The following is a 22,434-nucleotide window of genomic DNA, read 5'->3' as shown; positions in this document are numbered from 1 at the left end:
CGGGGTGGCCAATAGGGGGCGATTGCGTATCATGTCCAGCATGCTTGCTTCTGTATTCAAGAGCGGGCTCTTGCTCGCCGGCGTATCGGGTGTCGCGGTCTCGTCCCAGGTCGTGCAGGACGGAGCCGAATGGTATAGAGCGCAGTTCGCTGCGGTCGCGGCGCAGGTCTTGCCTGCCGCCCCGCCTCCTTCTGCGTCCAGCATTCAATATACGATCGACCAGTGGAAGCGGCTGCAACAGTCGGATCGCTGGCCGTTCAGCGACTATGCCAATTTCATGCTCGCGCACCCCGGCTGGCCCGGCGAGACCAGCCGCCGCGCGGCTGCCGAGGCTTCGCTGGGCGCGGGTACCGACGCGCCCTCGCTCGCGGTACGCTTCTTCGAGCGCTTCCCCCCGGTAACCGCGGCAGGGCGCATCCGCTTTGCCGAAGCGTTGGCAATCTCGGGCCGCCGGGCCGAAGCGGTCGAGCAGGCGCGCCGCGCCTGGCGCAGCGGCGTACTCCGCCCGACCGACGAGACCGCAGTCCTTGGCGCATTTGCATCTGCCCTGTCCCCGGACGATCATGATGCGCGGATGGACGCGCTATTGTGGCAGGACGCCCGCACGGCCGCCGCCCGCCATATCGGTTATACCTCTCCGCAACGCCGCGCGCTGTTTGAGGCGCGGCTGGCGCTCAAATCCAGCTCCCCCGACGCACAGTCGCGCGCTGCTGCAGTCGAGGCGCCGGGTGCGCGCGATCCCGGCTTCATCGCCGACCGTGCGAGCTGGTATCGCAACAATGGCGCGAGCGGCTCGGCCCGCTCGCTGCTCGCTCGACCCCGCAGCCTCGACAGCCGCCCCGGCAATGTCGAGAAATGGTATGAGGTGCTGCTGACCAACGCGCGCGCGGCGGAATCCGACCGTCAATTTGCGCTGGCCTATGCCATTGCGAGCCAGGTGGATGATGCCTTCGCGCCGGGCACCGACGTGTCGGACATGGGTCTGGGCATCCGCGACGATTACACCAGCCTCGTCTGGCTGGCCGGCACGGTCGCAATGCACAAGCTGGGCAGGCCGGCAGAGGCGGTCGGCATGTTCGACCGCTATTCGCGCGGATCGCGCACGCCCACCACCCAGTCCAAGGGCATTTACTGGGCCGGTCGCGCCGCCGAAGCCGCCGGGCAGGCTGCAGTAGCGCGCGCCTATTACGAACGCGCCGCCGCCTTTTCGGACCTGTTCTACGGCCAGCTCGCCGCCGAACGGATCGGTCGCGAGTTGAAGGCACCCCCGCCGGTCGATTTCCGCCAGGTCAGCCCCGCCGCGCGCACAGCCTTCTACAATCGCGAAGTGGTCCGCGCCGCGCAGATGCTCGGAACATTGGGCCGCGCAGAGGATCAGGGCTATTTCCTGCGCCAGATCGCCGCAGATGCGACCAGCGCGGAGGATCATGTCCTCGCCACCGAGCTGTCGCGCACCATCGGTCGCCCCGATCTGGGTGTCATGGTTGGACGCAGTGCACTGCTCAACGGCCTGACCGACTATACCGTCGCCGGTTACCCCTCTGTTCCGGTCCCGCCGGGTCAGGAGGCCAATTTCACGATCATCCACGCCATCGCGCGGCAGGAAAGCCAGTTCGACAAGGCGGCGGTCAGCCATGCCGGCGCGCGCGGGATCATGCAGTTGATGCCCGGCACCGCGCGCGAGGTCGCCGGACAACTCGGTCTCAGCTACGACCGCGCTGCTCTGACGGTCGATACCGATTACAATATCCGGCTCGGCTCCAGCTATATCCAGCGGATGCTCAATTATTATGGCGGCAGCTACCCGCTCGCCGTCGCGGCGTACAACGCCGGGCCAGGCAATGTGAACAAGTGGATCCGCGCCAATGGCGATCCACGCCTGCCCGGCGTCGATATGCTGGTGTGGGTCGAGAATATTCCGATCTTCGAGACCAAGAATTACGTGCACCGCGTGCTCGAAAACGCCGTGGTGTACGATATGCTGCACCCCCAGCGCTCCCGCTCGCGCGGGCCGCACCGGATCAGCTGGTATCTGGGCAAGAACCGCCCGGGGTGATCGCGATCCACCCTTATGAGGAGGCGCAGTTCACGGATGTGGACGCGCTGTGGCGCACCGTCTTTCCCGACGATCCGCCGCACAGCCACGCCCCCGTCGCGATCCCGCAAAAGCTGGCAATTCAGCCCGACCTGCTGCTCGTCGCGCAGGAGGACGGGCATGTCCTCGGCACGATCCTGGCGGGCTATGACGGACATCGCGGCTGGCTCTACAAGCTCGCGGTGCATCCCCGCGCGCGCGGCTGCGGCATCGCGCGCGCGCTGATCCGCGCCGCCGAAACCGCGCTGGCCGATCTAGGCTGCACCAAGGTGAATCTGCAGGTGCGCGACACCAACCACGACGCCGCCGCCTTCTGGGCGCATATGGGCTATGCGGTCGAGCCACGAATCAGCATGGGCCGCCAGCTTTGAACGACCGTCCGAACTACATCACCCCGGCGGGCTATTCCGCGCTCAAGGCCGAATATGACATGCTGTTCGGCACCGAACGTCCGGCATTGGTCGAGACGATTGCCTGGGCTGCGGGCAATGGCGACCGGTCCGAGAATGGCGACTATATCTATGGCCGCAAGCGGCTGCGCGAGATCGACCGGCGGCTCGGCTGGCTGGCGAAGCGGATGAAGGCGGCCAAGGTCGTCGATCCGGCGCGGCAGGAAGATCAATCGAAAGTCTGGTTCGGCGCGACCGTCACCATTGCGGACGAGGACGACAACCACCGCACCCTGACCCTGACCGGCGACGACGAGGCGGACGCGGGCAAAGGTCGCATCGGCTGGAACTCCCCCCTCGCCCGCGCACTACGCGGCGCTGCCGTGGGCGACCTGCGCCGCGTCATGCTCCCGGCGGGGGAAAAGGAATATGAGGTCGTAGAAATCGACTACCCGACCTCGGCCTAGAGCCTGGCTTTGGTCAGTCGTTCGACGGGCACCGACTGAAGCACCCGCCACCGTGCCTCGACCAGACTGAAGACGGCAAATCCGAACAGGCCGAGCGCGACAATCATATCGACCGGGCTGTCAATCCATGCGAGCGCTGCATCCATGCCGCCGACCTCGCTGGACGAGGCATCAAATCCGGCCGCCACCAGAAAATAGCCGACAATGAGGAACACCACACCCCGCGCCGCATAACCCGCGCGTCCGCTCCATGCCACCCATGTCCGCTTCGCCATCTCGGGCTCAAGGTGACGCAGGAACGAACCCTTCGCAGCTCTGACCAGTTGAACGATGCCGACCAGTAATACGACCGCTCCGACCAGCAGGATCGCGATGCCGCCCCCGGGAAAGGTCAGCGCGGTGCGCGCACTCTCCTGCACGCCATTGCCGCCGGAAGACACGCCCTGCATCAATTGGACCGCCTGCCAGGTCAGGAACAGATGCACGAGACCGCTGAGCCCTGCACCCACGCGCTCCACCACGCCCTTTTTGTCTGCATCGTGATCTTCAATATTGAGTGCGGCATCGGCAAGTCGCCAGATGCCGTAGGCCAGCAATCCTGCGGCCATCACGCCGAGGAGAAATTTCCCCGAGCCGTCGCTCAGATACTCAAGCGCCCCGCCTGGGTCCTCGGCACGGCCGGTGCGGATTACCAGATACGCGATAACGGCGTACAACACGCCGCGCGTCGCAAATCCGATCCGCGTCAGTGTTGTCAGGCGTGCGCTGGCAGTCATCGAACCTCTCCCGATCGCGTGCAAACGGACCGGGTGGGCTGGCGTTCCTAGCCGAACGCGATTGTTTGAAATTGGGCGATCAGGCGCCGGTGCTCAACACGCCACCACGTTCACGGCCAGCCCGCCCTGCGCGGTCTCCTTGTACTTCGACCGCATATCCTCCCCCCGTCTGGCGCATCGTCTCGATCACCGCGTCGAGGCTTACGATGTGGCTGCCATCGCCGTGCATCGCCAGATAGGCGGCGTTGATCGCCTTGATCGCACCCATCGTGTTGCGCTCGATGCACGGGATCTGGACCAGCCCCCCGATCGGGTCGCAGGTCAGGCCCAGATTGTGCTCCATCCCGATCTCGGCGGCATTCTCGATCTGCGCATTGGTTGCGCCTAGTGCCGCCGCCAGCCCAGCGGCCGCCATCGAGCACGCCACCCCGACCTCGCCCTGACACCCCATCTCGGCGGCAGAGATCGACGCCCGCTTCTTGTACAGGAACCCGATCGCTGCCGCCGTCAGCAGGAAGGTCCGCGATCCCGCCGGGGTCGGGCTGGCGCAGAAGGTTTCGTAGTAACGCAGCACCGCCGGGATCACCCCCGCCGCGCCGTTGGTCGGTGCCGTGACGACGCGACCACCCGCCGCATTCTCCTCGTTCACGGCCAGCGCCCACAGACTGACCCAGTCGAACACCAGCGACGGATCGGAGCGAGGCCCGCGCGCGATCAGCCGCTGGTGCAAGTCGCGCGCGCGCCGCTTGACCTTCAGACCGCCGGGAAGCTCCCCCTCGCCGCGCATCCCGCGCTCGATACATGCCGACATCGCCGCGCGCAGCGAGGTCGACGAACGCATCGGTCTCGGCATCGTCGCGCCACGCGGATTCATTGGCCCGGACGATATCGGCGATGCTCTTGCCCTCCGCGTCGCCAACCGCGAGCAGTTCCGCGCCGGACGAAAAGGCAAAGGGCAGCCGCACATTGCTCTGCGGCAGCTCACAGCCGCCCTCGACCACCGCGCCGCCGCCGATCGAGTACCAGAAGGTCTCATAGGGTTCGCCCTGCGCATAGTGCGCGACGAAGCGCATTCCGTTCGGATGCGCAGGCAGAAACCGGTCGCCACGAAAGACAAGGTGCGTCCCCTCGACAAACGGTACCGGAACATGCCCGGCCAGTTTCAACTGTGCCTCGACACGGATTGTCTCGACGATGGTCGGCACGGCATCGGGATCGACGCTTTCGGGCAGAAACCCGGCCAGCCCCAGCATCACCGCCACATCGGTCGCATGGCCCTTGCCGGTCAGCGCCAGCGACCCGAACAGCTCGCACGACACCGATACCGGCGTCCCGCGATCCAGCGCTGCCTCGGCAAAGGCGAACCCCGCGCGCATCGGTCCCACGGTGTGCGAGCTCGACGGCCCGATGCCGATGGTGAACAGGTCGGCGATGCCGATCGTCGCCTGCGCACGGTCAAGCGTGGGCGCGCTATTGGGGTCCAGCATCACTCTCTCGATCATATCGTATCGTTTACGGCGACCTACGCCCGAACCGCCTTTCCGTCCACCGCTTCAGTCGATCACCCCTGCCTCGCGCGCCGCCGTCTCCACTGCGGGGTCAAGCGCGGGCGGCTCCATCGGCACGCACGCTTCCAGCGCGTCGGCAATCGCGGTCAGCGCTGCGATCCGCCCCGCCTTTTTGTCGTTCCCGTCGACCACGATCCACGGCGCCTGCTTCGTGTTGGTCCGCGCGAACATGTCGTGCATCGCATCGAGATAGTCGGCCCGCCGCGCGCGGTTCCGATAATCGTCGAGCCCGGTCTTCCACCGCTTCCACGGGCTCTCGATCCGCTCCCGCAGGCGCTTGTCCTGCGTCTTCTGGGTCACGTGGATGAAGATCTTGATCAGCGTCGCGCCGGTCTCGGCCTGCTGCGCCTCGAAATCATTGATCTCGTCATAGCCGCGCGTCCATTCGGCCTTGCTCGCATAGCCTTCGACCCGCTCGACGAGCACGCGACCGTACCAGCTGCGGTCGAACACGGCGATATTGTGCTGCGCCGGCAGCCGCCGCCAGAAGCGCCACAGGAAATGGTGCGCCAGTTCCTCGGGCGTCGGCGCGGATATCGGCCAAACCTCGAAATAACGCGGGTCCCATTCGGCGGTCAGCCGCTTGATGATCCCGCCCTTCCCCGCCGCGTCCCACCCTTCGAAGACGATGATCGCACGGCGCTTGTGGATGATATGCGCGGTCTGGATGTGGCTGAGGCGCTCCTGGAGAGCCTTCAGGCGGTCATGATAGTCATCGACCTCGTCGCCCTCCTCGAAATCCGAGAGGTCAATCTTCAATTTCCCCTCCCGCTTGCGGGAGGGGTCAGGGGAGGGCCTGTGCGTTGAGGGCTGGGCATGTCCTCGAACATGCCCTCCCCCAGCCCCTCCCGCAAGCGGGAGGGGAGCTTGGCGGGGATTTAGCTCAGCCCTTATTGTCCAGCGCCTGCGGAGCCAGCCGGATATGCAGTTCCTTGAGCTGCTTCTCGCTGACCGGCGACGGGGCCTGCATCATCAGATCCTCCGCCTTCTGGTTCATCGGGAAGACGATGACCTCACGGATGTTCGGCTGATCCGCCAACAGCATCACGATGCGGTCGACGCCCGGAGCCGATCCACCATGCGGCGGTGCGCCATACTTGAACGCATTGATCATGCCTGCAAAATTGCTGTCCACGTCCTGCTGGCTGTACCCGGCGATCTCGAACGCCTTGTACATGATCTCCGGGCGATGGTTCCGGATCGCGCCCGACGACAGTTCGATGCCGTTGCACACGATGTCATACTGCCACGCGAGAATGTCGAGCGGGTCCCTGGTCTCCAGCGCCTCCAGTTCGCCCTGCGGCATGCTGAAGGGGTTGTGGCTGAAGTCGATCTTCTTCGCGTCCTCGTCATATTCGAACATCGGAAAGTCGACGATCCAACAGAATTCGAACCGGCTCTTGTCGATCAGCTCGAGGCTCTCGCCAACGCGGGTGCGCGCGAGGCCCGCCAGCTTGGCGGCCTGAGCCTCCTTGCCCGCGGCGAAGAAGATGCCATCATTCGGGCCGAGGCCAAGTGCGTCGGCAATCGCCTTCATGCCCTCCTGCCCGTGGTTGTTGGCGATCGGGCCGCCGAACACGCCATCCTTCTGCGTCGCATAGCCCAGGCCCGGGAAGCCCTCGGCCTGCGCCCATGCGTTCATGTCGTCGAAGAATTTGCGGCTCTTCTCTGCCGTGTTTGGCGCGGGGATCGCGCGGACCACGTCGCCCGCCGCGACCATCGACGCAAAGCGCCCGAAACCAGAGCCTTCAAAGTGGCTGCTGACATCGGAAATGAGGATCGGGTTGCGCAGATCGGGCTTGTCGTTGCCATATTTCAGCATCGATTCGCGGTACGGGATGCGCTTGAACGGCAGCGGGCTGACGGTGCGCCCCTTGCCCTGCCAGTTCGCGAATTCCTCGAACACGCCGTGCAGCACCGGCTCGATCGCCGCGAACACATCGTCCTGCGTGACATAGCTCATCTCGAAATCGAGCTGATAGAATTCACCCGGGCTGCGGTCGGCGCGCGCATCCTCGTCGCGGAAGCACGGCGCGATCTGGAAATAGCGGTCGAAACCCGCGACCATCAGCAGCTGCTTGAACATCTGCGGTGCCTGCGGGAGCGCATAGAATTTGCCCGGATGCACGCGGCTCGGCACCAGATAGTCGCGCGCGCCCTCCGGCGACGACGCGGTCAGGATCGGCGTCTGGAACTCGGTAAAGCCCTGCTCGATCATCCGGCGGCGCAGGCTCGCGATCACATGGCTGCGCAGCATGATGTTGGCGTGCAGCCCCTCGCGACGCAGGTCGAGGAAACGGTTCCGCAGGCGGATTTCCTCGGGATAGTCGCTGTCGCCGAACACCGGCATCGGCAGCTCCTGCGCCGACGACTGGACGGTCACGCCCTTGGCGAACACTTCGATCGCGCCGGTGGCGAGGTTGGCGTTCACCGTCGCCTCGCTGCGCGCCTTCACCACGCCATCGATCGTCACGACCGATTCGACGCGCAGCCCCTCCAGCACCGGCAGCGCCGGCGAGTCGCTGTCGCACACGATCTGCGTCACGCCATAATGGTCGCGCAGATCGACGAACAACACGCCGCCATGGTCGCGCTTGCGATGGATCCAGCCCGACAGGCGGACGTTTTCGCCGACCTGATCGGCGGTCAGCTGGCCGCAAGTGTGGGTGCGATAGGCGTGCATGAGCGGTTTCCAACGGTTTCTGGTGAAAATAACAGGCCGCGCGCATCCTTCTCACACGCCCCTTTGTCAACCCGCGCGGGCTTGGCTATGGGCCTGCGATGCATATTCACGGCCTGATTCAAGACTCGGCGACGCTCGCCAACCTCTGCACCCGCCTCGCGCAGCAGCCGTTCATCACGGTGGATACCGAGTTCATGCGGGAAAACACCTTCTACCCCGAGCTGTGCCTGATTCAGATCGCCGACACCAATGAGGCTGCGGCGATCGACCCGATGGCGCCGGGACTCGACCTCACCCCCTGCTCGACCTGCTCGTCAACAATGAGGATGTGCTCAAGGTCTTCCACGCCGGCGGCCAGGATCTCGAGATCGTCTACAACCTCACTGGCAAGACCCCGCACCCGCTGTTCGACACCCAGATCGCGGCGATGGCATTGGGTCAGGGCGAGCAGATCGGCTATTCCAACCTCGTCGAAACCTATCTCGGCATCACCGTCGACAAGGGCGCGCGCTTCACCGACTGGTCGCGCCGCCCGCTCGACAAGCGCCAGATCGATTACGCGATTTGCGACGTCACCTATCTCTCCGAAATCTTCCCCAAGATGCTCGCGAAGCTCAAGAAAACCGGTCGCGGCGATTGGCTGGACGAGGAGATGGAGCGGATCGGCGATCCCGAAAACTATCGCAGCGACCCCGACAAGGCGTGGCAGCGCATCCGCATCTCCAGCCGCAAACCCGAAGTGCTCGGTCGCCTCAAGGCGCTGGCGGCATGGCGCGAGCGCGAGGCGCAGGGCAAGGACCTGCCACGCGGCCGCATCGTCAAGGACGAGACGATCGCCGACCTCGCCGGCAATCCGCCGCGCAAGCAGAGCGACCTGACCAAGGTGCGCGGCCTGTCCGCCACTTGGGGCGGCAACGATATCGGCGGTCGCCTGATGGCCGCGCTCGAAAATGCCGAGCCGATGCCCGCCAACGAAATGCCCGCGCGTGACGACCGCAAGCTTCCGCTGGGCAAGGAAGGCGCTTTGGTCGCCGACCTGCTCAAGCTGCTGCTCAAGATCCGCGCACGCGACATCAATGTCGCCGCCCGCCTGCTCGCCCGCTCCGACGATCTCGAGGCGCTCGCGGCCGGCCAGCGCGAAGGGCTGTCGATCCTGAATGGCTGGCGCTTCGAACAATTCGGCCGCGACGCGCTCGCGCTCGTCGAGGGTCAGCTTGGGTTCACCGTGCGTAACGGAAAGCTCAAGATGACGCGTACCGAGGAGCCGAATCCATGAAAGCTGCTGCCCTGATCGCCCTGTCGCTGAGCCTCGCCGCGTGCAGCTACGAGCGCCCGGCACCCGGTACCGGTATCCGCGAATGCAATGCCGACCGCGTCCAGCCCTTGGTTGGTCGCGAAGCCAAGCCGCAGGTGATCGAGCGCGCCAAGCAACGCTCGGGCGCGGGCATCGTCCGCGTGATCAAGCCGGGCATGGCGGTGACGATGGACTATCGCTCCGACCGGCTGAACGTCGAGTTGGACGATGTGAACACGATCAAGGCGCTGCGCTGCGGGTAGCACATGCGCTCCTGCGAAGGCAGGAGCCCAGAGTAGCTGAGCGATTCCCGTGCGGCTCTAGGCTCCTGCCTCCGCAGGAGCACAGGACCTATCCCAACGCCACACTCGCCGTCAGCCCCAGCGCCCCGGCGAGCGCGCGGTGACGCTTCTCGACCGCCTCGCCATACAGCGCCGCATCATCCTCACCCAAATGAAGCTGCAGCAGTTCGCCATCGACCGCGACCCGCGACCTCCGCAGCGGCCCGGCGACACCGCCCGACAGCCGCTGACCCAGCCGCATCGCCAGCCCCCACAGTCGCGCGCGTTCCAGCGCGTCGGGCGCGGCAAGTTGTCCCACCGGTGCAGGTGACTCCAGACCACCTCCCAGCGAGGTAAACAACGCCTGCGCGAGCAAGGCCCGCCCCCGCGCGTCGATCCCGACCCAATTGCCGTGCAGCGCGATCTCGGTCCCGCGCTCCGCCCGGAACTCCGGGTTCGCGCGCCAGCCCACGTCCGCCAGCAGGCACGCGGCATGGCGCAGCCGCACCAGCGACTCGTCATCGTCACCGAACAACGGCGCGATCCACGCATCGAGCAGGTCACCATGCTCGGGAAACCGCCCCGATCGCCGCGCCTCGTCGCGCGTAGCGACGATCAGCGGATCGGCCTGGCGCTCCGCGATCGACAACTCGCCATACAGCAGCCCCTCGCGCAGCCCGAACGCGGACGCCACCGTCTCACTGCTGCCGAGATGCTTCATCAGCGATCCCAGCAACGCGGCGGCATGTTCCAGCGTCGCGACGCGCCCCGACGACAGGTTCGGCACCGATCGGATGCGGCTTTTGCCCATTTGCTGGATCGTTCGCTGCAACCGGGTCACCGTCGCGGCGGGCATCGCATATTCGTGGATCACCGGCAGCGGATAGCCGGTCAGATGCATGTCCAGCCGCGCCAGCGCGCGCCACGACCCGCCGACGAGGTAAAAGGGCAATCCCTCCCCGCGCTTGCTCCACCCCGCCTCGTCGAGCAGCTTGGCGACGGTCTTGTCGAGCGTCCCCTTGCCCTGCGACCGGATTGCCTCCAGCCGCAACACGCCGAGCGGGAAAGACACGCGATCGGTCACTGTCCCCGCGACGACCCGAACCAGCTCCAGCGATCCACCGCCCAGATCGCCGACGATCCCGTCCGCCTCCGGAATCCCGGAAAGCACGCCATAGCCCGCCGCCAGCGCCTCGGCCTCGCCCGACAGCAACTCGACCTTCAGGCCCAATGCCCTGGCAATCTCCAGCAACCGCTCGCCATTGCTCGCATCGCGCACCGCCGCCGTCGCCACGGTACGCAGCAAATCCACCTCCATCTCGCGCGCCAGGCTTGAGAAGCGCGCCAGCGCTGTCGTCGCCAGTACCAAGGCATCGTCGTCGATCGCCCCGGTCTGTGCCAGCGAGCGACCCAGTCCTGCCATCACCTTCTCGTTGAACAGGGTCGCGGGCAGTCGCGCCGACCCATCATAGACGACCAGGCGGATCGAGTTCGACCCGATGTCGATGATCGCGGTGCGCTGGGCCTCTGCTACGGTCACGGCGCGCGGCTTGCGCTGCAAGAGCGACGTGACGCTCACCCGCCACGCTCCGCCCGCCAGCGACGCAGCGACAGCTTGGGCACCGCCCCGCCGCTCGCCTCCAGCGCTGCACCGCGACCCGACAGCGACGGGTTCGTCATAAAGTAGCGATGCAGGTTGAACGGCTTGGCGCCGGGATCGTCGCGGACATAGCGGCCATCGGGCTGCAACTCCCAACTTTGTTCGGTGTCGATCAGGTTCGCCACCATTACCTGGTCCAGCACCTGATCGTGCACCGTCGGATTGATGATCGGCAACATGAACTCCACCCGCCGGTCGAAGTTGCGCGGCATCCAGTCGGCCGAGGAGATATAGACCAAGGCCCCGTCATTGGGCAGCGGCTTGCCATTACCGAACGCCCAAATCCGGCTGTGCTCCAGGAAGCGCCCGACCACCGACTTGACCCGGATATGCTCCGACATGCCAGCAATGCCGGGGCGAAGGCAGCAGATGCCACGGATCACCAGGTCGATTTCGACCCCGGCATTGCTCGCCTCGTACAGTTTCTCGATCATCACCGGATCGACCAGGCTGTTCATCTTCGCCCAGATCGCCGCCGGCTTGCCCGCCAGCGCGTTGGCAATCTCCCGATCGGTCAGTTCGATCAGCTTTTCGCGCAGATGGCGCGGCGAGACGGACAGCAGCTCCAGCCCCTGCGGCTCGACATAGCCGGTGACGTAGTTGAAGATCTTCGCCGCATCGCGCCCGACCCGGGGATCGGCGGTGAAAAAGCTCAAATCGGTGTAAATGCGCGCGGTGATCGGGTGGTAATTGCCGGTCCCGAAATGGCAATAGGTGCGGAAACCGTCGCCCTCGCGCCGCACCACCATCGACACCTTGGCGTGGGTCTTCCAGTTGGTGAAGCCATAGATGACCTGAACGCCCGCGCGTTCGAGTGCGCTCGCCCAAAGCAGATTCTGTTCCTCGTCGAACCGCGCCTTGATCTCGACTACTGCGGTGACCGACTTGCCCGCCTCGGCTGCGGCGATCAGCGCCTGGATCACCGCCGATTGCTTGCCCGCGCGGTACAGAGTCTGCTTGATCGCCACCACATCCGGGTCGCTCGCCGCCTGGCGCAGAAACGCCAGCACCACGTCGAACGATTCATAGGGGTGGTGGATCACGATGTCCTTGGCCCGGATCGCCGCGAAGCAATCGCCGTCATACTCGCGGATTCGTTCGGGGAAGCGCGCGACGAAGGGCGGAAATTTAAGGTCGGGGCGATCCTCTTCGACGATCAGCGCCAAATCGCCATTGCCCAGAAACCCGCCGGTCTCGGTCAGCAACGCCTCGCTGCCGCTCAGCTCATCCTTCAACACCGCCTCGAGACCAGAATCGATCCCTTCCTCCATCTCGAGCCGGATCACACGCCCGCGCCGTCGCCGCTTGATCGCGGTGCGGAAGTAGAGGACCAGATCCTCGGCTTCTTCCTCCAGCTCGATGTCGCTGTCGCGCAGCACCCGGAACGTCGCCGATTTGCGAATCTCGAAGCCCGGAAACAGCACCGGCGCGAACCGCTTCACCAGCGTTTCTACCGCGATGTAGCGCGCCGTGTCCCCCGGCACGCGCACGAAGCGCGGCGTCGCGGCGGGCAGCAGCACCAGCTCGCGCACCGCCTCGCCATCGCTGGTGCGGACGAGGTCGAAGATCACGCTCAGCCCCTTGTTGGGGATGAACGGGAACGGGTGAGAGGGATCAAGTGCCTGCGGGGTCAGAATCGGGAAGATTTGAAGGCGGAAATGCTCCTCCAGCCAAGCTGCGGTCTCGCCGGTCAGCCCCTCGCCGTCGAGCACCTCGATCCCGCGCTCGGCCAGTTCGCCACGTATATCCTGCCACACCGCCTGTTGGCTATCGACCAGATCCGCCGCATCGGAAACGATCGCCGCCAGCTGCTGCGCCGGGGTCAGGCCGTCGGTGGAATGCGCCTCGACCTCCTGCATCTGCTGGCCCTTGAGCCCCGCGACACGGACCATGAAAAACTCGTCGAGGTTGGAGCCGGAGATCGACAGGAAGCGCAGCCGTTCGAGCAGCGGATGGGCCGGGTTCCGCGCCTCCTCCATCACCCGGCGGTTGAACGCCAGCCAGGACAGCTCGCGGTTGAAATAGCGCGCATCGGCAAATGCCGCCGCAGATGGAACCTCGCCACCCTCGGCACGGGTCGAGTCGGCTTTGGCATGCGCGCGGGTCATCGGGCCTCGTTTCAGGGTTGGGCGTCAGGCTCGCGAAGCAGCCCCGCCGCGGTCAATGTGGCGCGCGCCGTCGGAATCGACAAGCGCCGGTTGCTGCGGCGACTCGCATCTTCCTCCAGCGCTTCGGCGGTGCGCAGAATCGCAAGGTGCGTCCGCTCGATCCGCCGCAGGATCCACGCCACTACATCAGGCGGCGCGACAAGTTCGTGACGGTCGATCAATTGCGCCAACAGGTCATGCCCAAGCGCATCGTCGGGCGGGCCGATCTGCGCGATCACGCTCGCTCCCAATCGCGACCGTAGATCCGGGAGCCGCACCGTCCAGCCCGGCGGCGCGCGCTCGGCGACCAGGAACAGCGGCTTGTGTTCGGCCTGCGCCGTGTTCCAGGCATGGAACAGCGCCACTTCGTCCGCGCGATCGGCGTCGTCGATCATCATCCCGCCGCTGCGCTTCACCATCGTGCGCGCCAGCAGGCTGCGTCCCGATTTGCGCGGACCGGTGATAATTCCGGTCATGACCGGCCAAGTTGCCCAGCGCTCCAGCATCTGCACCGCCCGGGCGTTCGATTCGCCGATCAGGAACCTGTCTTCGCGTGCGCCGGCCGGCCGGGCGAGCGGCAGGGAGAGCTGACTCATTCGCTGATACTGTTCCCCGCTTCGGCAATCGGCACCGAAGGTTGAGCGGGCGTGGGCGATCCGCCGCCGCGACGGATGCGCAGCACCCCTGCCCCCTCCTGAACCTGCCACCCGCGCGCCTCCAGCGCCGCGCGCAGCGATGCCTGGCTGCCGTCATAGGTCACACGCATCAGCGACACTCCGCCCAGCGCGGTGCTGGTGGTGATCGCGGAACTGACCCCGGGCACGCCGCGCAACGCGGCCTCGCCCCCGGTCAGCGCGCCGACCGTCGGCGTGTCGAACTGGATGGTAAAGCTCGCCCCGGTCGCGACCGCAGGGCTCTCGCCGGTGTCGATCAGCTCTTCCTCGCCGGTCTCCTCGACCGGTACCTCGGGGCGCGGCGGTTCGGTGACGAGCAGTCGATCGGGCTTCAGTATCCCGGCGCGCAGCGCGTCCTGATACGCCTTGTCGATCCGCGCGATGCCCGCGTCGATCAGTGCAGGGATCGCGTTGCCGTCATTCACCCGCAGCACGAATTGCGCCAGCTGGACATTGTCCGGCCCATGCCCGGCGGTGAAGATACCGGTGACCGGTCCTCCAGGATAGCTCCGCCGCAGCTCGACCGTCGGTACAAGGATATCCGTCGCGCCATATTGGTCCAGGATCGCGCGCCACCAGCCACGCCCTCGCCGCGCCACCTGTCCCGCATTCATCAGCAGCCGGTCGGGGCCGGTCCCATTGGGACGAACATAGTCGATCGAGCTGTTCCCCGTGCGAAACCGCGCCCAGCCCTCGGCAAAGGCGCTGGTCCCCTCGAACACGCGATGCGCGCCGCCCGACACCTGCACTGGCACCAGCAGCATCGGGGGCGAGCGCATCAACGTGCCGCCGACGCCCAGGATCGACGCGGCGCGATTGCGGTCGAACAGCACGCCCAACCGCGCGACATAGCGGTTCGGACCGATCTGCTCATTTTCGACGACGATACCCGTCACCAGTCCGTCGAGCGCCGAATCGGACAGGGTCGAAGGCGAACCAGTCAGTTGCTTCGCCAGCATCGACCAGCCGCGCCGCTGTGCCAGTCGCCACCCGCCGAGCCGCGCCGCCTCCGCGCTCTTGCCCCGCACATCGACGTCGACGCCGCTGACCTCGAAACTGCCCGAACTGCTACCAGCCTCCTGCCCCGCATCGGCCTTGGCCGCTCCCTTTCCGGACTGTGCCACGGCGAATCCGGCCGATGCGAGCAGGGCTGCGATGCCGATCGCGGCGATGGCGGGGGAAGGACGAAGTGACATTCCGCGCCCTTTTGGCGAAGAGGACGTGGAAATCCAAGCGCGATGTGGCTACGCGCCTCCCATGACCGACCCCGAGTCCTATACCTACGCCCAGGCGGGCGTCTCGATCGACGCCGGCAATGCGCTGGTCCGTGCCATCGCCCCGCTCGCCCGTTCCACCCGTCGCCCAGGTGCCGACGCCGATCTCGGCGGGTTCGGCGGCCTGTTCGACCTCAAGGCGGCCGGCTTTACCGATCCGCTGCTGGTCGCGGCGAATGACGGGGTCGGCACCAAGCTCAAGCTCGCGATCGACCACGACTCGCACGATGGCGTCGGCATCGACCTCGTCGCGATGTGCGCCAACGACCTTGTAGTGCAGGGCGCCGAACCGCTCTTCTTCCTCGACTATTTCGCGACGGGAAAGCTGGTCAACGGCGTCGCCGAGCGCGTCATCGCGGGGATCGCCGAGGGGTGCAAACAGGCCGGCTGCGCGCTGATCGGCGGCGAGACCGCCGAAATGCCGGGCATGTACGCCGATGGCGACTATGACCTTGCCGGCTTCTGCGTCGGCGCGGTCGAGCGCGACCAGCTGCTCGACGGCAAGAAGATCGCACCGGGCAACGTGATCCTCGGCCTTGCCTCCAACGGCGTGCACTCCAACGGCTATTCGCTCGTCCGCCGCCTCGCTGCGGACAAGGGCTGGAAGCTCGACCGCCCCGCACTGTTCGATCAGGAGGTGATCCTGCTCGACGCGCTGATGGCCCCGACCCGCATCTATGTGCGGAGTCTGCTTCCGCAACTTCGCAAGGGCACGATCCACGGCCTCGCGCACATCACCGGCGGCGGCTTGCTCGAGAATATCCCGCGCGTCCTGCCCGAGGGCTGCCACGCCCGGGTCGATGCCGATAGCTGGGCCCAACCGCGCCTGATGGCGTTCCTGCAAGCGCAGGGGAATATCGAGCCACAGGAAATGGCGCGCACCTTCAACTGCGGCATCGGCATGATCGCGGTGGTCGCAGCGGATCAGGCCGACGCCGTCGCGGCGGAACTCGAAGCGGCGGGCGAGACCGTCCACCGCATCGGCACCATCGTCGAAGGCCAGCGCGGCTGCACCGTTTCGGGCAGCGCCGAAACCTGGAGCGCCCGTGCGGACTGGGAAGCGACGCACAATGCATGATCTCCCCTCCCGCAAGCGGGAGAGGCATGGGTGAAACGCAAGCTCGGCATCCTGATCTCTGGTCGCGGATCGAACATGCAGGCGCTGGCCGAAGCCGCCCGACTGCCCGACGCGCCCTACATCGTCGCACTGGTCGCGTCCGACAAGCCCGACGCCGCCGGTCTGGCATGGGCAGCCGAACAGGGCATCGCGACCTTCGCCCAATCCCCCAAGGGCATTGCCAAGGCGGACTATGAGAGCGCGATCGACTCCGCGCTGCGCAGCGCTGGCGTCGAAGCCATCGCCCTTGCCGGATACATGCGCCTCCTCTCCGACGATTTCGTCGCGCGCTGGCGCGGGCGGATCGTCAACATCCACCCTTCCTTGCTCCCCCTCTACAAGGGCCTCGACACCCATCAGCGCGCCGTCGACGCGGGCGACAGCCATGGCGGTTGCTCGGTCCACCTCGTCACGGAGGAACTCGACGGCGGCGAGGTGCTAGGCCAGTCCAAAGTCCCGATCCGCCCCGGTGACACCGCCGAAACACTCGCCGAACGGGTATTGGCGGAGGAACACAAGCTCTATCCCCGCATTGTCGCGGAATGGCTCAGCAGATGACCCCTCAGGCGAGCGCCGCGCTGGATAAGCTTCGCGCCATCGCGCTCGCCCTTCCCGAAGCCGATGAGAAGCTGTCCCACGGCATGCCAGCGTTTTTCATCACCAAAGGCAAGATGTTCGCCTATTTCTGGCACGCCCATCATGGCGACAATGTCACCGCGGCGATCGTCAAGACCAGCGGGACCGAGGAACAGGCGATGCTGATCGAGATGGAGCCGGGCCTCTATTACCGCCCGCCCTATTTCGGCCCATCGGGCTGGATCGGCATCCATCTCGACCGTCCGGACACCGACTGGGACCGCGTCGGCGACCGGGTCGCGATCAGCTGGGAATTGATCGCCCCGCGCCGCCTGCTCGAAGCAGGCGGGCGGTGACCCGAAACGCTACAAAAACCCCTGAAAATTCCGGGATATTTTGCGGAAACCACGCGTTCTGCGCGATTAGCGCGAATAATTGGGAAAGTCGGGGCGATGCACGGGCATGGACGCGAACCACATCGAAAATCGGGCGTTGCCAGCGCCGAAGCGGGCCTCGTCCTCCTCGACGGCCCGGACGGAGTCGCCATTGCGATGACTCCGGATGCGGCAGAGGCCACCGCGCGCAGCCTTCAGGAAGCCGCCGCCGAGGCACGCACCCAGCCGCCAATGGCGATGCCGCCGCTCACCCGCTGATCGCGCGCTTGCCTCTGATCGTTACGCGTCCCAAACAGGACCGATGCTGAAGGTTGCCAGCTACAATATGCGCAAGGCGATCGGCACCGATCGTCGCCGCCGGCCCGAGCGCACGCTTGAAGTGCTGCGCGAGATCGATGCCGACGTCGTCGCGCTGCAGGAATGCGATCGTCGATTTGGCCAGCGGCAGGGGGTCATCACCCCCCACATGCTCGATGAGCACAGCCCCTGGAAGGCGGTATCGTTCGGGGTCCGCTCGGGATCAATGGGCTGGCACGGCAATGCGATCCTGGTGCGCAAGGACGCGCAGATCCTCGATTGTGAGATCATTCACCTGCCCGCACTGGAGCCGCGCGGCGCAGTGATGGCGGACTTGCGGATCCGGGGCGAAGTGCTGCGAATCGTCGGAATGCACCTCGACCTGTCGGGACTGTGGCGGCGGCGGCAGGCGCACGCAATCCTCACCCATCTCTCGTCGAGCGAACGGGCGATGCCGACGGTGATGATGGGCGACCTCAATGACTGGAGCGCGCAATCCGGCTGCCTGCGCGATTTCGGTAAGGATTTCGCTTTCGCGCCAACCGGCCGGTCCTTCCACGCGCGCCGGCCGATCGCCCGGCTCGACCGGATCATGGTGTCGCGCGACCTCCGCATCGCCGATTGTGGCGTCAACGACAGCGCCGCCGCGCGCACCGCATCGGATCACCTGCCCGTATGGGCCGAAGTGCGGAGCGGTAGGGTCTAGTGCAGGACAAGGAACTCCGCCTCGCGCTGGTCTGCTACGGCGGGATCAGCCTTGCCATCTACATGCACGGCATCACCAAGGAAATCTGGCACCTTGCCCGCGCCAGCCGCGCGCATCGCGATTTTGAACCCGCAAGCGGGGCCAGCGAAAAGGTCTATCATGCGCTACTTGAATCGATAGCCGACGACACCGCGACCAATTTGCGGGTGATGGTCGATATCGTGGCCGGGGCCAGCGCAGGGGGGATTAACGGCGTGTTCCTGGCGCAGGCGGTGACCAGCGGCCAATCGCTCGACCCGCTGACCGACCTGTGGCTCGAAATCGCGGATGTTGAGGCACTGCTCAATCCCGACCACGGCCCGTCGCACCGTTTTGCAAAAATCTGGGCGATGCCGATCGCCTGGATGCTCGCCGGGCGCGATTCGGCGGTCGACAGCACGGTGGAGCCAGCCGCGCGGGCAGAGGTGCGCAGCAAGCTTGAGCGTTTCGTGCGCTCGCGCTGGTTTGAGCCGCCCTTCGGGGGCAAGCAGTTGATGAACATGCTGCTCGACGCGCTGGAGACCATGCGCGACTCGCCGGCCGGTCAACGCCTTCTGCCAGAGGGACAGCCCCTAGACCTGTTCGTCACCGTTACCGATTTTCGCGGCCATCCCGAGCGGCTTCGCCTCAATTCCCCGCCCGAAGTGGTCGAAACCGAGCACCGCCTAGTCTTCTCGTTCAGCGACCATGGCCATGACGGCGGTACGTTGGGGCACCATGCGGAACTGGCCTTTGCGGCGCGCGCCACGTCCAGCTTTCCCGGTGCATTTCCGCCCGCGACAGTCGCAGAGGTCGATGCCGTGCTCGCGGAACGCGGCACCCAATGGCCGGGACGCAGTTCCTTTCTCGAACACGCTCTGCCCCGCCAGTTCGCCGCGGGTGTGGCGGATACCGCCCCACTGATCGACGGGTCGGTGCTCGCCAACGCCCCGTTCCGCCCCGCAATAGACGCACTGCGCGAACGGCCCGCCCGCCGCCAGATCGACCGGCGCTTCGTGTTCATCGACCCGACGCCCGGGCTCAGCATCGGTATGTCGCGAGAGACGACGCAGGAAAGCCCCGGCTTTTTCCGAACGATCATCGGGGCGTTGTCCGAATTGCCGCGCCAGCAGCCGATCCGCGACAATCTCGAATCGCTCAGCCAGCGCTCGGCACAGATCGAGCGGATGCTGACCATCATCGAACGCATCCGCGCGGAGGTCGAGGCTCAGGTCGGATCGCTGTTCGGCTACACCTTGTTTCTCGACTATCCGACGCCCAAGCGCCTCGCCGGCTGGCGCAAGCGCGCACAACAGGCGGCGGCATCGCGTGCCGGTTACGGGCACGCCGCCTACGGGTTGCTCAAGGTCGAGGGTGTCGCAGACCGGATCGCCACGCATCTCAACCAGATCGCCGACCTGCACGGTTCGGATCGCTGGCACCGAATGCGGACCGCGATCGGCGCGGAAATCGACCGGCGCGGCGCGGACGATTTCGGGGTCGAGTATCCCGCCTCCGCCAGCCCTGCGACGCTCGACCTGCTCCGCGCCCACGATCTCGGCTTTCGCATCCGTCGCCTGCGCCTGCTGGCCCGTCGCGCCACTGAGCTGGACCAGGACAACAGCCGCGCCGAACTGATGCCGATCCGCACCGCGATCTACGAATCGCTGGCCGGCTATCTCGAATGTCAGCGCGCCGACCCGTTCCTCGGTATGCGCGGATCGATCCGCGCGACCGACTGCAACGCTGGCGCGCTGATGGACGAACTCGCCGCACGAATGGACCTGCGCACGCTCGACGACGATACCGATGCGCGGTTGTCCGAAGGACTCAGCCAATTACCGCGTGACCTGCGCCGCCCGATGCTGCTCGCCTATCTTGGCTTCCCCTTCTTCGACATCGCCACTCTCCCGCTGCTGCGCGGCGAGGGACTTAACGAATTCGACCCGGTCCGCGTCGACCGCATCTCGCCCGACGACGCCACAGCGATCCGCAGCGGCGGCGCGCAAGCGACGCTCAAGGGCATCCAGTTCAACAATTTCGGTGCCTTTTTCAGCCGGGCCTATCGTGAGAATGACTATCTCTGGGGCCGCCTCCACGGAGCCGACCGGTTGGTGGATATTATCCTCTCCACCCTGTCCCCCGGTGCGCGCCTCGCACCCGGCCGCGTGACCACGATCAAGCGCGAACTGTTCCACGCGATCCTCGACGAGGAGGAGCCGCGGCTCAAGGCCGTGCCCGGCCTGTTCGCCCAGCTGCGCGCCGAAATCGGCTGAGTCTGGCCAAGCGCTCCCCCCGCGTCCTAAGACGGGGGTCCAAGGTAACAGGGTGATCGCGGCGGATGCAGTTTCTGAAGGCTTTGTTCTGGTTCCTGCTTCTCGGTCTCGCGGCCGCGTTCGCAGTCACCAACTGGCATCCGGTCGAGATTCACCTGTGGAGCGGCCTGATCGCTGACGTAAATCTGCCGTTCCTGCTGTTCGTCGTCTATCTCGGCGGGCTGCTGCCCATGCTGGCGATCTACCACACCGTCCGCTGGCGGATGCGCAGCCGGATCGCGATGCTGGAGCGCACCGTCGACGATCTCCGCCCGGCTCCCGCCGTGCCGCCCGCGCCCGTCGTGGCGGGCGATCCCGGGGACCTCGAAGCAGCCGCTGAAACGCCTTCCGCTCCGCCTTTGGTCATGCCATGAGCCCGATCTACGTCGCCCTCGACACCCCCGACATCGCCCGCGCAAAGGCGATCGCCACCCGCGTCCGCCACCATGTCGGCGGGATCAAGCTCGGCCTCGAATTCTTCATGGCGAATGGCCGCCACGGCGTGCACGAAATGGCGGACATCGGCCTGCCGATCTTCCTCGACCTCAAATTCCACGACATCCCCAATACCGTGGGCAAGGCGGTTCAGGCGCTCCGCCCGCTCGAACCCGCGATCATCACGGTCCACGCAGCGGGTGGCCGCGCCATGCTGGAGGATGCGAAGGCCGCGGCACCGACGGGGACCAAGGTCGTCGCGGTGACGATGCTCACCAGCCTCGACGCCAATGACCTCACCTCGATCGGCCTGTCGCCCGACCCGCACGAACAGGTCGTTCGCCTCGCCGAACTCGCCAAGTCGGCCGGCGTCGACGGTATCGTCTGCTCGGGCGAAGAAGTGAAGGCCGCGCATGCCGCCTGGAAGGACGGCTTTTTCGTCGTCCCCGGCGTCCGCCCGTCGAACGGCCAGATCGGCGACCAGAAGCGCGTGGTCACACCACGCGCCGCGCTCGACGCCGGCGCCTCGATCCTCGTCATCGGGCGCCCGATTACGCAAGCCGAAGACCCTGACCTCGCCGCACGCGAGATCGAGGCGACGCTCTGACCGCATTCGTCGCCCCGGGCTCGACCCGGGGCCCAGCTTCTTCTCCCTCGTCGCGAGGACAACGGGACCGCAGATCGAGCCCGGAGTGATGGAGTAGAAATGACCATCATCCGCCCCGCCACCGCCGCCGACCTCCCCCGCCTCCACCCCGTGGTCGAGCGCGCCTATCGCGGCGATTCCGCGCGCCAGGGCTGGACGCATGAGGCGGACATGCTCAGCGACGCGCGTACCGATCTCGACACGCTCGCGACGCTGATCGAAGGCAACAGCCGGTTGCTGATCGCGCTCGACGGCGACACCATCCTCGGCTGCGTCAACGTCGCCAGCCGGGGCAACGGCCTCGCCTATCTCGGCCTGCTCTGCGTCGACCCCGAAATCCAGGCACGCGGGATCGGCAAGCAGCTGATCGCAGCCGCCGAAGCCACTGCCCGCGACAGCTTCGCCGCCGACCGGATCGAGATGACGGTGATCGACCGTCGCGTCGAACTGATCGCCTGGTACGAACGCCACGGCTACACCCGCTCGGGCGAGACCCGCCCCTTCCCGGTCCTGGTCGATCCCCCGCTGACTATGACCGTGCTGGTCAAACCGTTGTTCGACCAACGACAATTGCCCTGATCGCCCTAGCCGGTTAACCATGTGACCATATTACACCGACCA

General features: G+C 66.2%; 20 protein-coding genes and 2 pseudogenes. 14 read left to right on the top strand and 8 right to left on the bottom strand.

What is annotated here, in order from left to right:
• Window positions 1-40: 40 nt before the first annotated feature.
• From LRS08_RS18500 to greB, 3 genes are read left to right on the top strand one after another with little or no spacing between them, the layout of a single operon-like run.
• Window positions 41-2,056, top strand: a complete 2,016-nt coding sequence (locus tag LRS08_RS18500) for a lytic transglycosylase domain-containing protein (RefSeq protein WP_260481106.1) — start codon at window positions 41-43, stop codon at window positions 2,054-2,056.
• Window positions 2,053-2,466, top strand: a complete 414-nt coding sequence (locus LRS08_RS18495; protein ID WP_257845806.1) for a GNAT family acetyltransferase — start codon at window positions 2,053-2,055, stop codon at window positions 2,464-2,466. Before LRS08_RS18500 ends, LRS08_RS18495 begins: the two co-directional genes overlap by 4 nt.
• Entirely contained in the window at window positions 2,463-2,951 is a 489-nt protein-coding gene (gene greB, locus LRS08_RS18490) for a transcription elongation factor GreB (RefSeq protein WP_257845807.1), read from the top strand. Before LRS08_RS18495 ends, greB begins: the two co-directional genes overlap by 4 nt.
• On the opposite strand, the gene LRS08_RS18485 is transcribed toward greB, so the two are convergent.
• The 4 genes and pseudogenes from LRS08_RS18485 to aspS all read right to left on the bottom strand — a co-directional run bounded on the left by LRS08_RS18485 (window position 2,948) and on the right by aspS (window position 7,978).
• Window positions 2,948-3,751, bottom strand: coding sequence for a DUF1206 domain-containing protein (locus LRS08_RS18485; RefSeq protein ID WP_260481105.1), 804 nt, complete (start codon window positions 3,749-3,751; stop codon window positions 2,948-2,950). The genes greB and LRS08_RS18485 overlap by 4 nt on opposite strands.
• Before the next feature lie 69 nt (window positions 3,752-3,820).
• Window positions 3,821-5,214: pseudogene (locus LRS08_RS18480) on the bottom strand (L-serine ammonia-lyase).
• A gap of 66 nt (window positions 5,215-5,280) precedes the next feature.
• Window positions 5,281-6,054: a polyphosphate kinase 2 family protein gene (locus LRS08_RS18475; RefSeq protein WP_257845809.1), complete on the bottom strand. Its 774-nt coding sequence runs from the start codon at window positions 6,052-6,054 to the stop codon at window positions 5,281-5,283.
• Between the two features lie 124 nt (window positions 6,055-6,178).
• Window positions 6,179-7,978: an aspartate--tRNA ligase gene (aspS, locus tag LRS08_RS18470; RefSeq protein ID WP_257845810.1), complete on the bottom strand. Its 1,800-nt coding sequence runs from the start codon at window positions 7,976-7,978 to the stop codon at window positions 6,179-6,181.
• A 98-nt stretch (window positions 7,979-8,076) separates the two neighbouring features.
• On the opposite strand from aspS, the pseudogene rnd reads away from it, so the two are divergent.
• Window positions 8,077-9,254, top strand: a pseudogene (gene rnd, locus LRS08_RS18465) (ribonuclease D).
• A complete protein-coding gene (locus tag LRS08_RS18460) occupies window positions 9,251-9,535 on the top strand; it encodes an I78 family peptidase inhibitor (protein WP_257845812.1) in 285 nt (94 codons plus the stop codon). The pseudogene rnd and the gene LRS08_RS18460 overlap by 4 nt, the downstream one beginning before the upstream one ends.
• A gap of 88 nt (window positions 9,536-9,623) precedes the next feature.
• Here the strand turns inward: LRS08_RS18460 and LRS08_RS18455 are convergent, their stop codons facing one another.
• Genes LRS08_RS18455 through LRS08_RS18440 form a run of 4 tightly spaced genes read right to left on the bottom strand, consistent with a single transcriptional unit; the run spans window position 9,624 to window position 15,230 of the window.
• Complete coding sequence (locus tag LRS08_RS18455; RefSeq protein ID WP_260481104.1) at window positions 9,624-11,093, bottom strand: Ppx/GppA family phosphatase; 1,470 nt, start codon at window positions 11,091-11,093, stop codon at window positions 9,624-9,626.
• 35 nt (window positions 11,094-11,128) lie between these two features.
• Window positions 11,129-13,321 (bottom strand): RNA degradosome polyphosphate kinase, encoded by a 2,193-nt coding sequence (locus LRS08_RS18450; protein ID WP_257845814.1) that lies wholly within the window; start codon window positions 13,319-13,321, stop codon window positions 11,129-11,131.
• Between the two features lie 11 nt (window positions 13,322-13,332).
• Entirely contained in the window at window positions 13,333-13,956 is a 624-nt protein-coding gene (locus LRS08_RS18445) for a DnaA ATPase domain-containing protein (RefSeq protein WP_260481103.1), read from the bottom strand.
• Window positions 13,953-15,230, bottom strand: coding sequence for a heavy-metal-associated domain-containing protein (locus tag LRS08_RS18440; RefSeq protein WP_260481102.1), 1,278 nt, complete (start codon window positions 15,228-15,230; stop codon window positions 13,953-13,955). Before LRS08_RS18440 ends, LRS08_RS18445 begins: the two co-directional genes overlap by 4 nt.
• Window positions 15,231-15,291: 61 nt before the next feature.
• Here LRS08_RS18440 and purM point away from each other — a divergent pair, with 61 nt between their 5' ends.
• From purM to LRS08_RS18395, 9 genes are all read left to right on the top strand, one after another.
• A complete protein-coding gene (gene purM, locus LRS08_RS18435) occupies window positions 15,292-16,386 on the top strand; it encodes a phosphoribosylformylglycinamidine cyclo-ligase (protein WP_257845815.1) in 1,095 nt (364 codons plus the stop codon).
• A 75-nt stretch (window positions 16,387-16,461) separates the two neighbouring features.
• Window positions 16,462-16,983, top strand: coding sequence for a phosphoribosylglycinamide formyltransferase (gene purN / locus LRS08_RS18430; RefSeq protein ID WP_257846179.1), 522 nt, complete (start codon window positions 16,462-16,464; stop codon window positions 16,981-16,983).
• Complete coding sequence (locus LRS08_RS18425) at window positions 16,980-17,357, top strand: MmcQ/YjbR family DNA-binding protein (protein WP_257845816.1); 378 nt, start codon at window positions 16,980-16,982, stop codon at window positions 17,355-17,357. Before purN ends, LRS08_RS18425 begins: the two co-directional genes overlap by 4 nt.
• A gap of 96 nt (window positions 17,358-17,453) precedes the next feature.
• The gene (locus tag LRS08_RS18420; RefSeq protein ID WP_257845817.1) at window positions 17,454-17,654 is read left to right on the top strand and encodes a hypothetical protein; all 201 of its coding nucleotides are present in this window, start codon (window positions 17,454-17,456) and stop codon (window positions 17,652-17,654) included.
• A 43-nt stretch (window positions 17,655-17,697) separates the two neighbouring features.
• Window positions 17,698-18,399, top strand: a complete 702-nt coding sequence (locus LRS08_RS18415; protein WP_257845818.1) for an endonuclease/exonuclease/phosphatase family protein — start codon at window positions 17,698-17,700, stop codon at window positions 18,397-18,399.
• Complete coding sequence (locus LRS08_RS18410; protein WP_260481101.1) at window positions 18,399-20,693, top strand: patatin-like protein; 2,295 nt, start codon at window positions 18,399-18,401, stop codon at window positions 20,691-20,693. The genes LRS08_RS18415 and LRS08_RS18410 overlap by 1 nt, the downstream gene beginning before the upstream one ends.
• Before the next feature lie 65 nt (window positions 20,694-20,758).
• Complete coding sequence (locus tag LRS08_RS18405) at window positions 20,759-21,106, top strand: hypothetical protein (protein WP_257845819.1); 348 nt, start codon at window positions 20,759-20,761, stop codon at window positions 21,104-21,106.
• On the top strand, window positions 21,103-21,774 hold the full coding sequence (pyrF, locus tag LRS08_RS18400) for an orotidine-5'-phosphate decarboxylase (RefSeq protein WP_257845820.1): 672 nt from the start codon (window positions 21,103-21,105) through the stop codon (window positions 21,772-21,774). The genes LRS08_RS18405 and pyrF overlap by 4 nt, the downstream gene beginning before the upstream one ends.
• Before the next feature lie 99 nt (window positions 21,775-21,873).
• Complete coding sequence (locus LRS08_RS18395; RefSeq protein ID WP_257845821.1) at window positions 21,874-22,392, top strand: GNAT family N-acetyltransferase; 519 nt, start codon at window positions 21,874-21,876, stop codon at window positions 22,390-22,392.
• The last annotated feature ends 42 nt before the right edge of the window (window positions 22,393-22,434 follow it).

The sequence above is a fragment of the Sphingomonas sp. J315 genome, from assembly GCF_024666595.1.
Classification (GTDB): Bacteria; Pseudomonadota; Alphaproteobacteria; order Sphingomonadales; family Sphingomonadaceae; genus Sphingomonas.
This window is presented reverse-complemented; position numbering and strand designations above follow the sequence as displayed.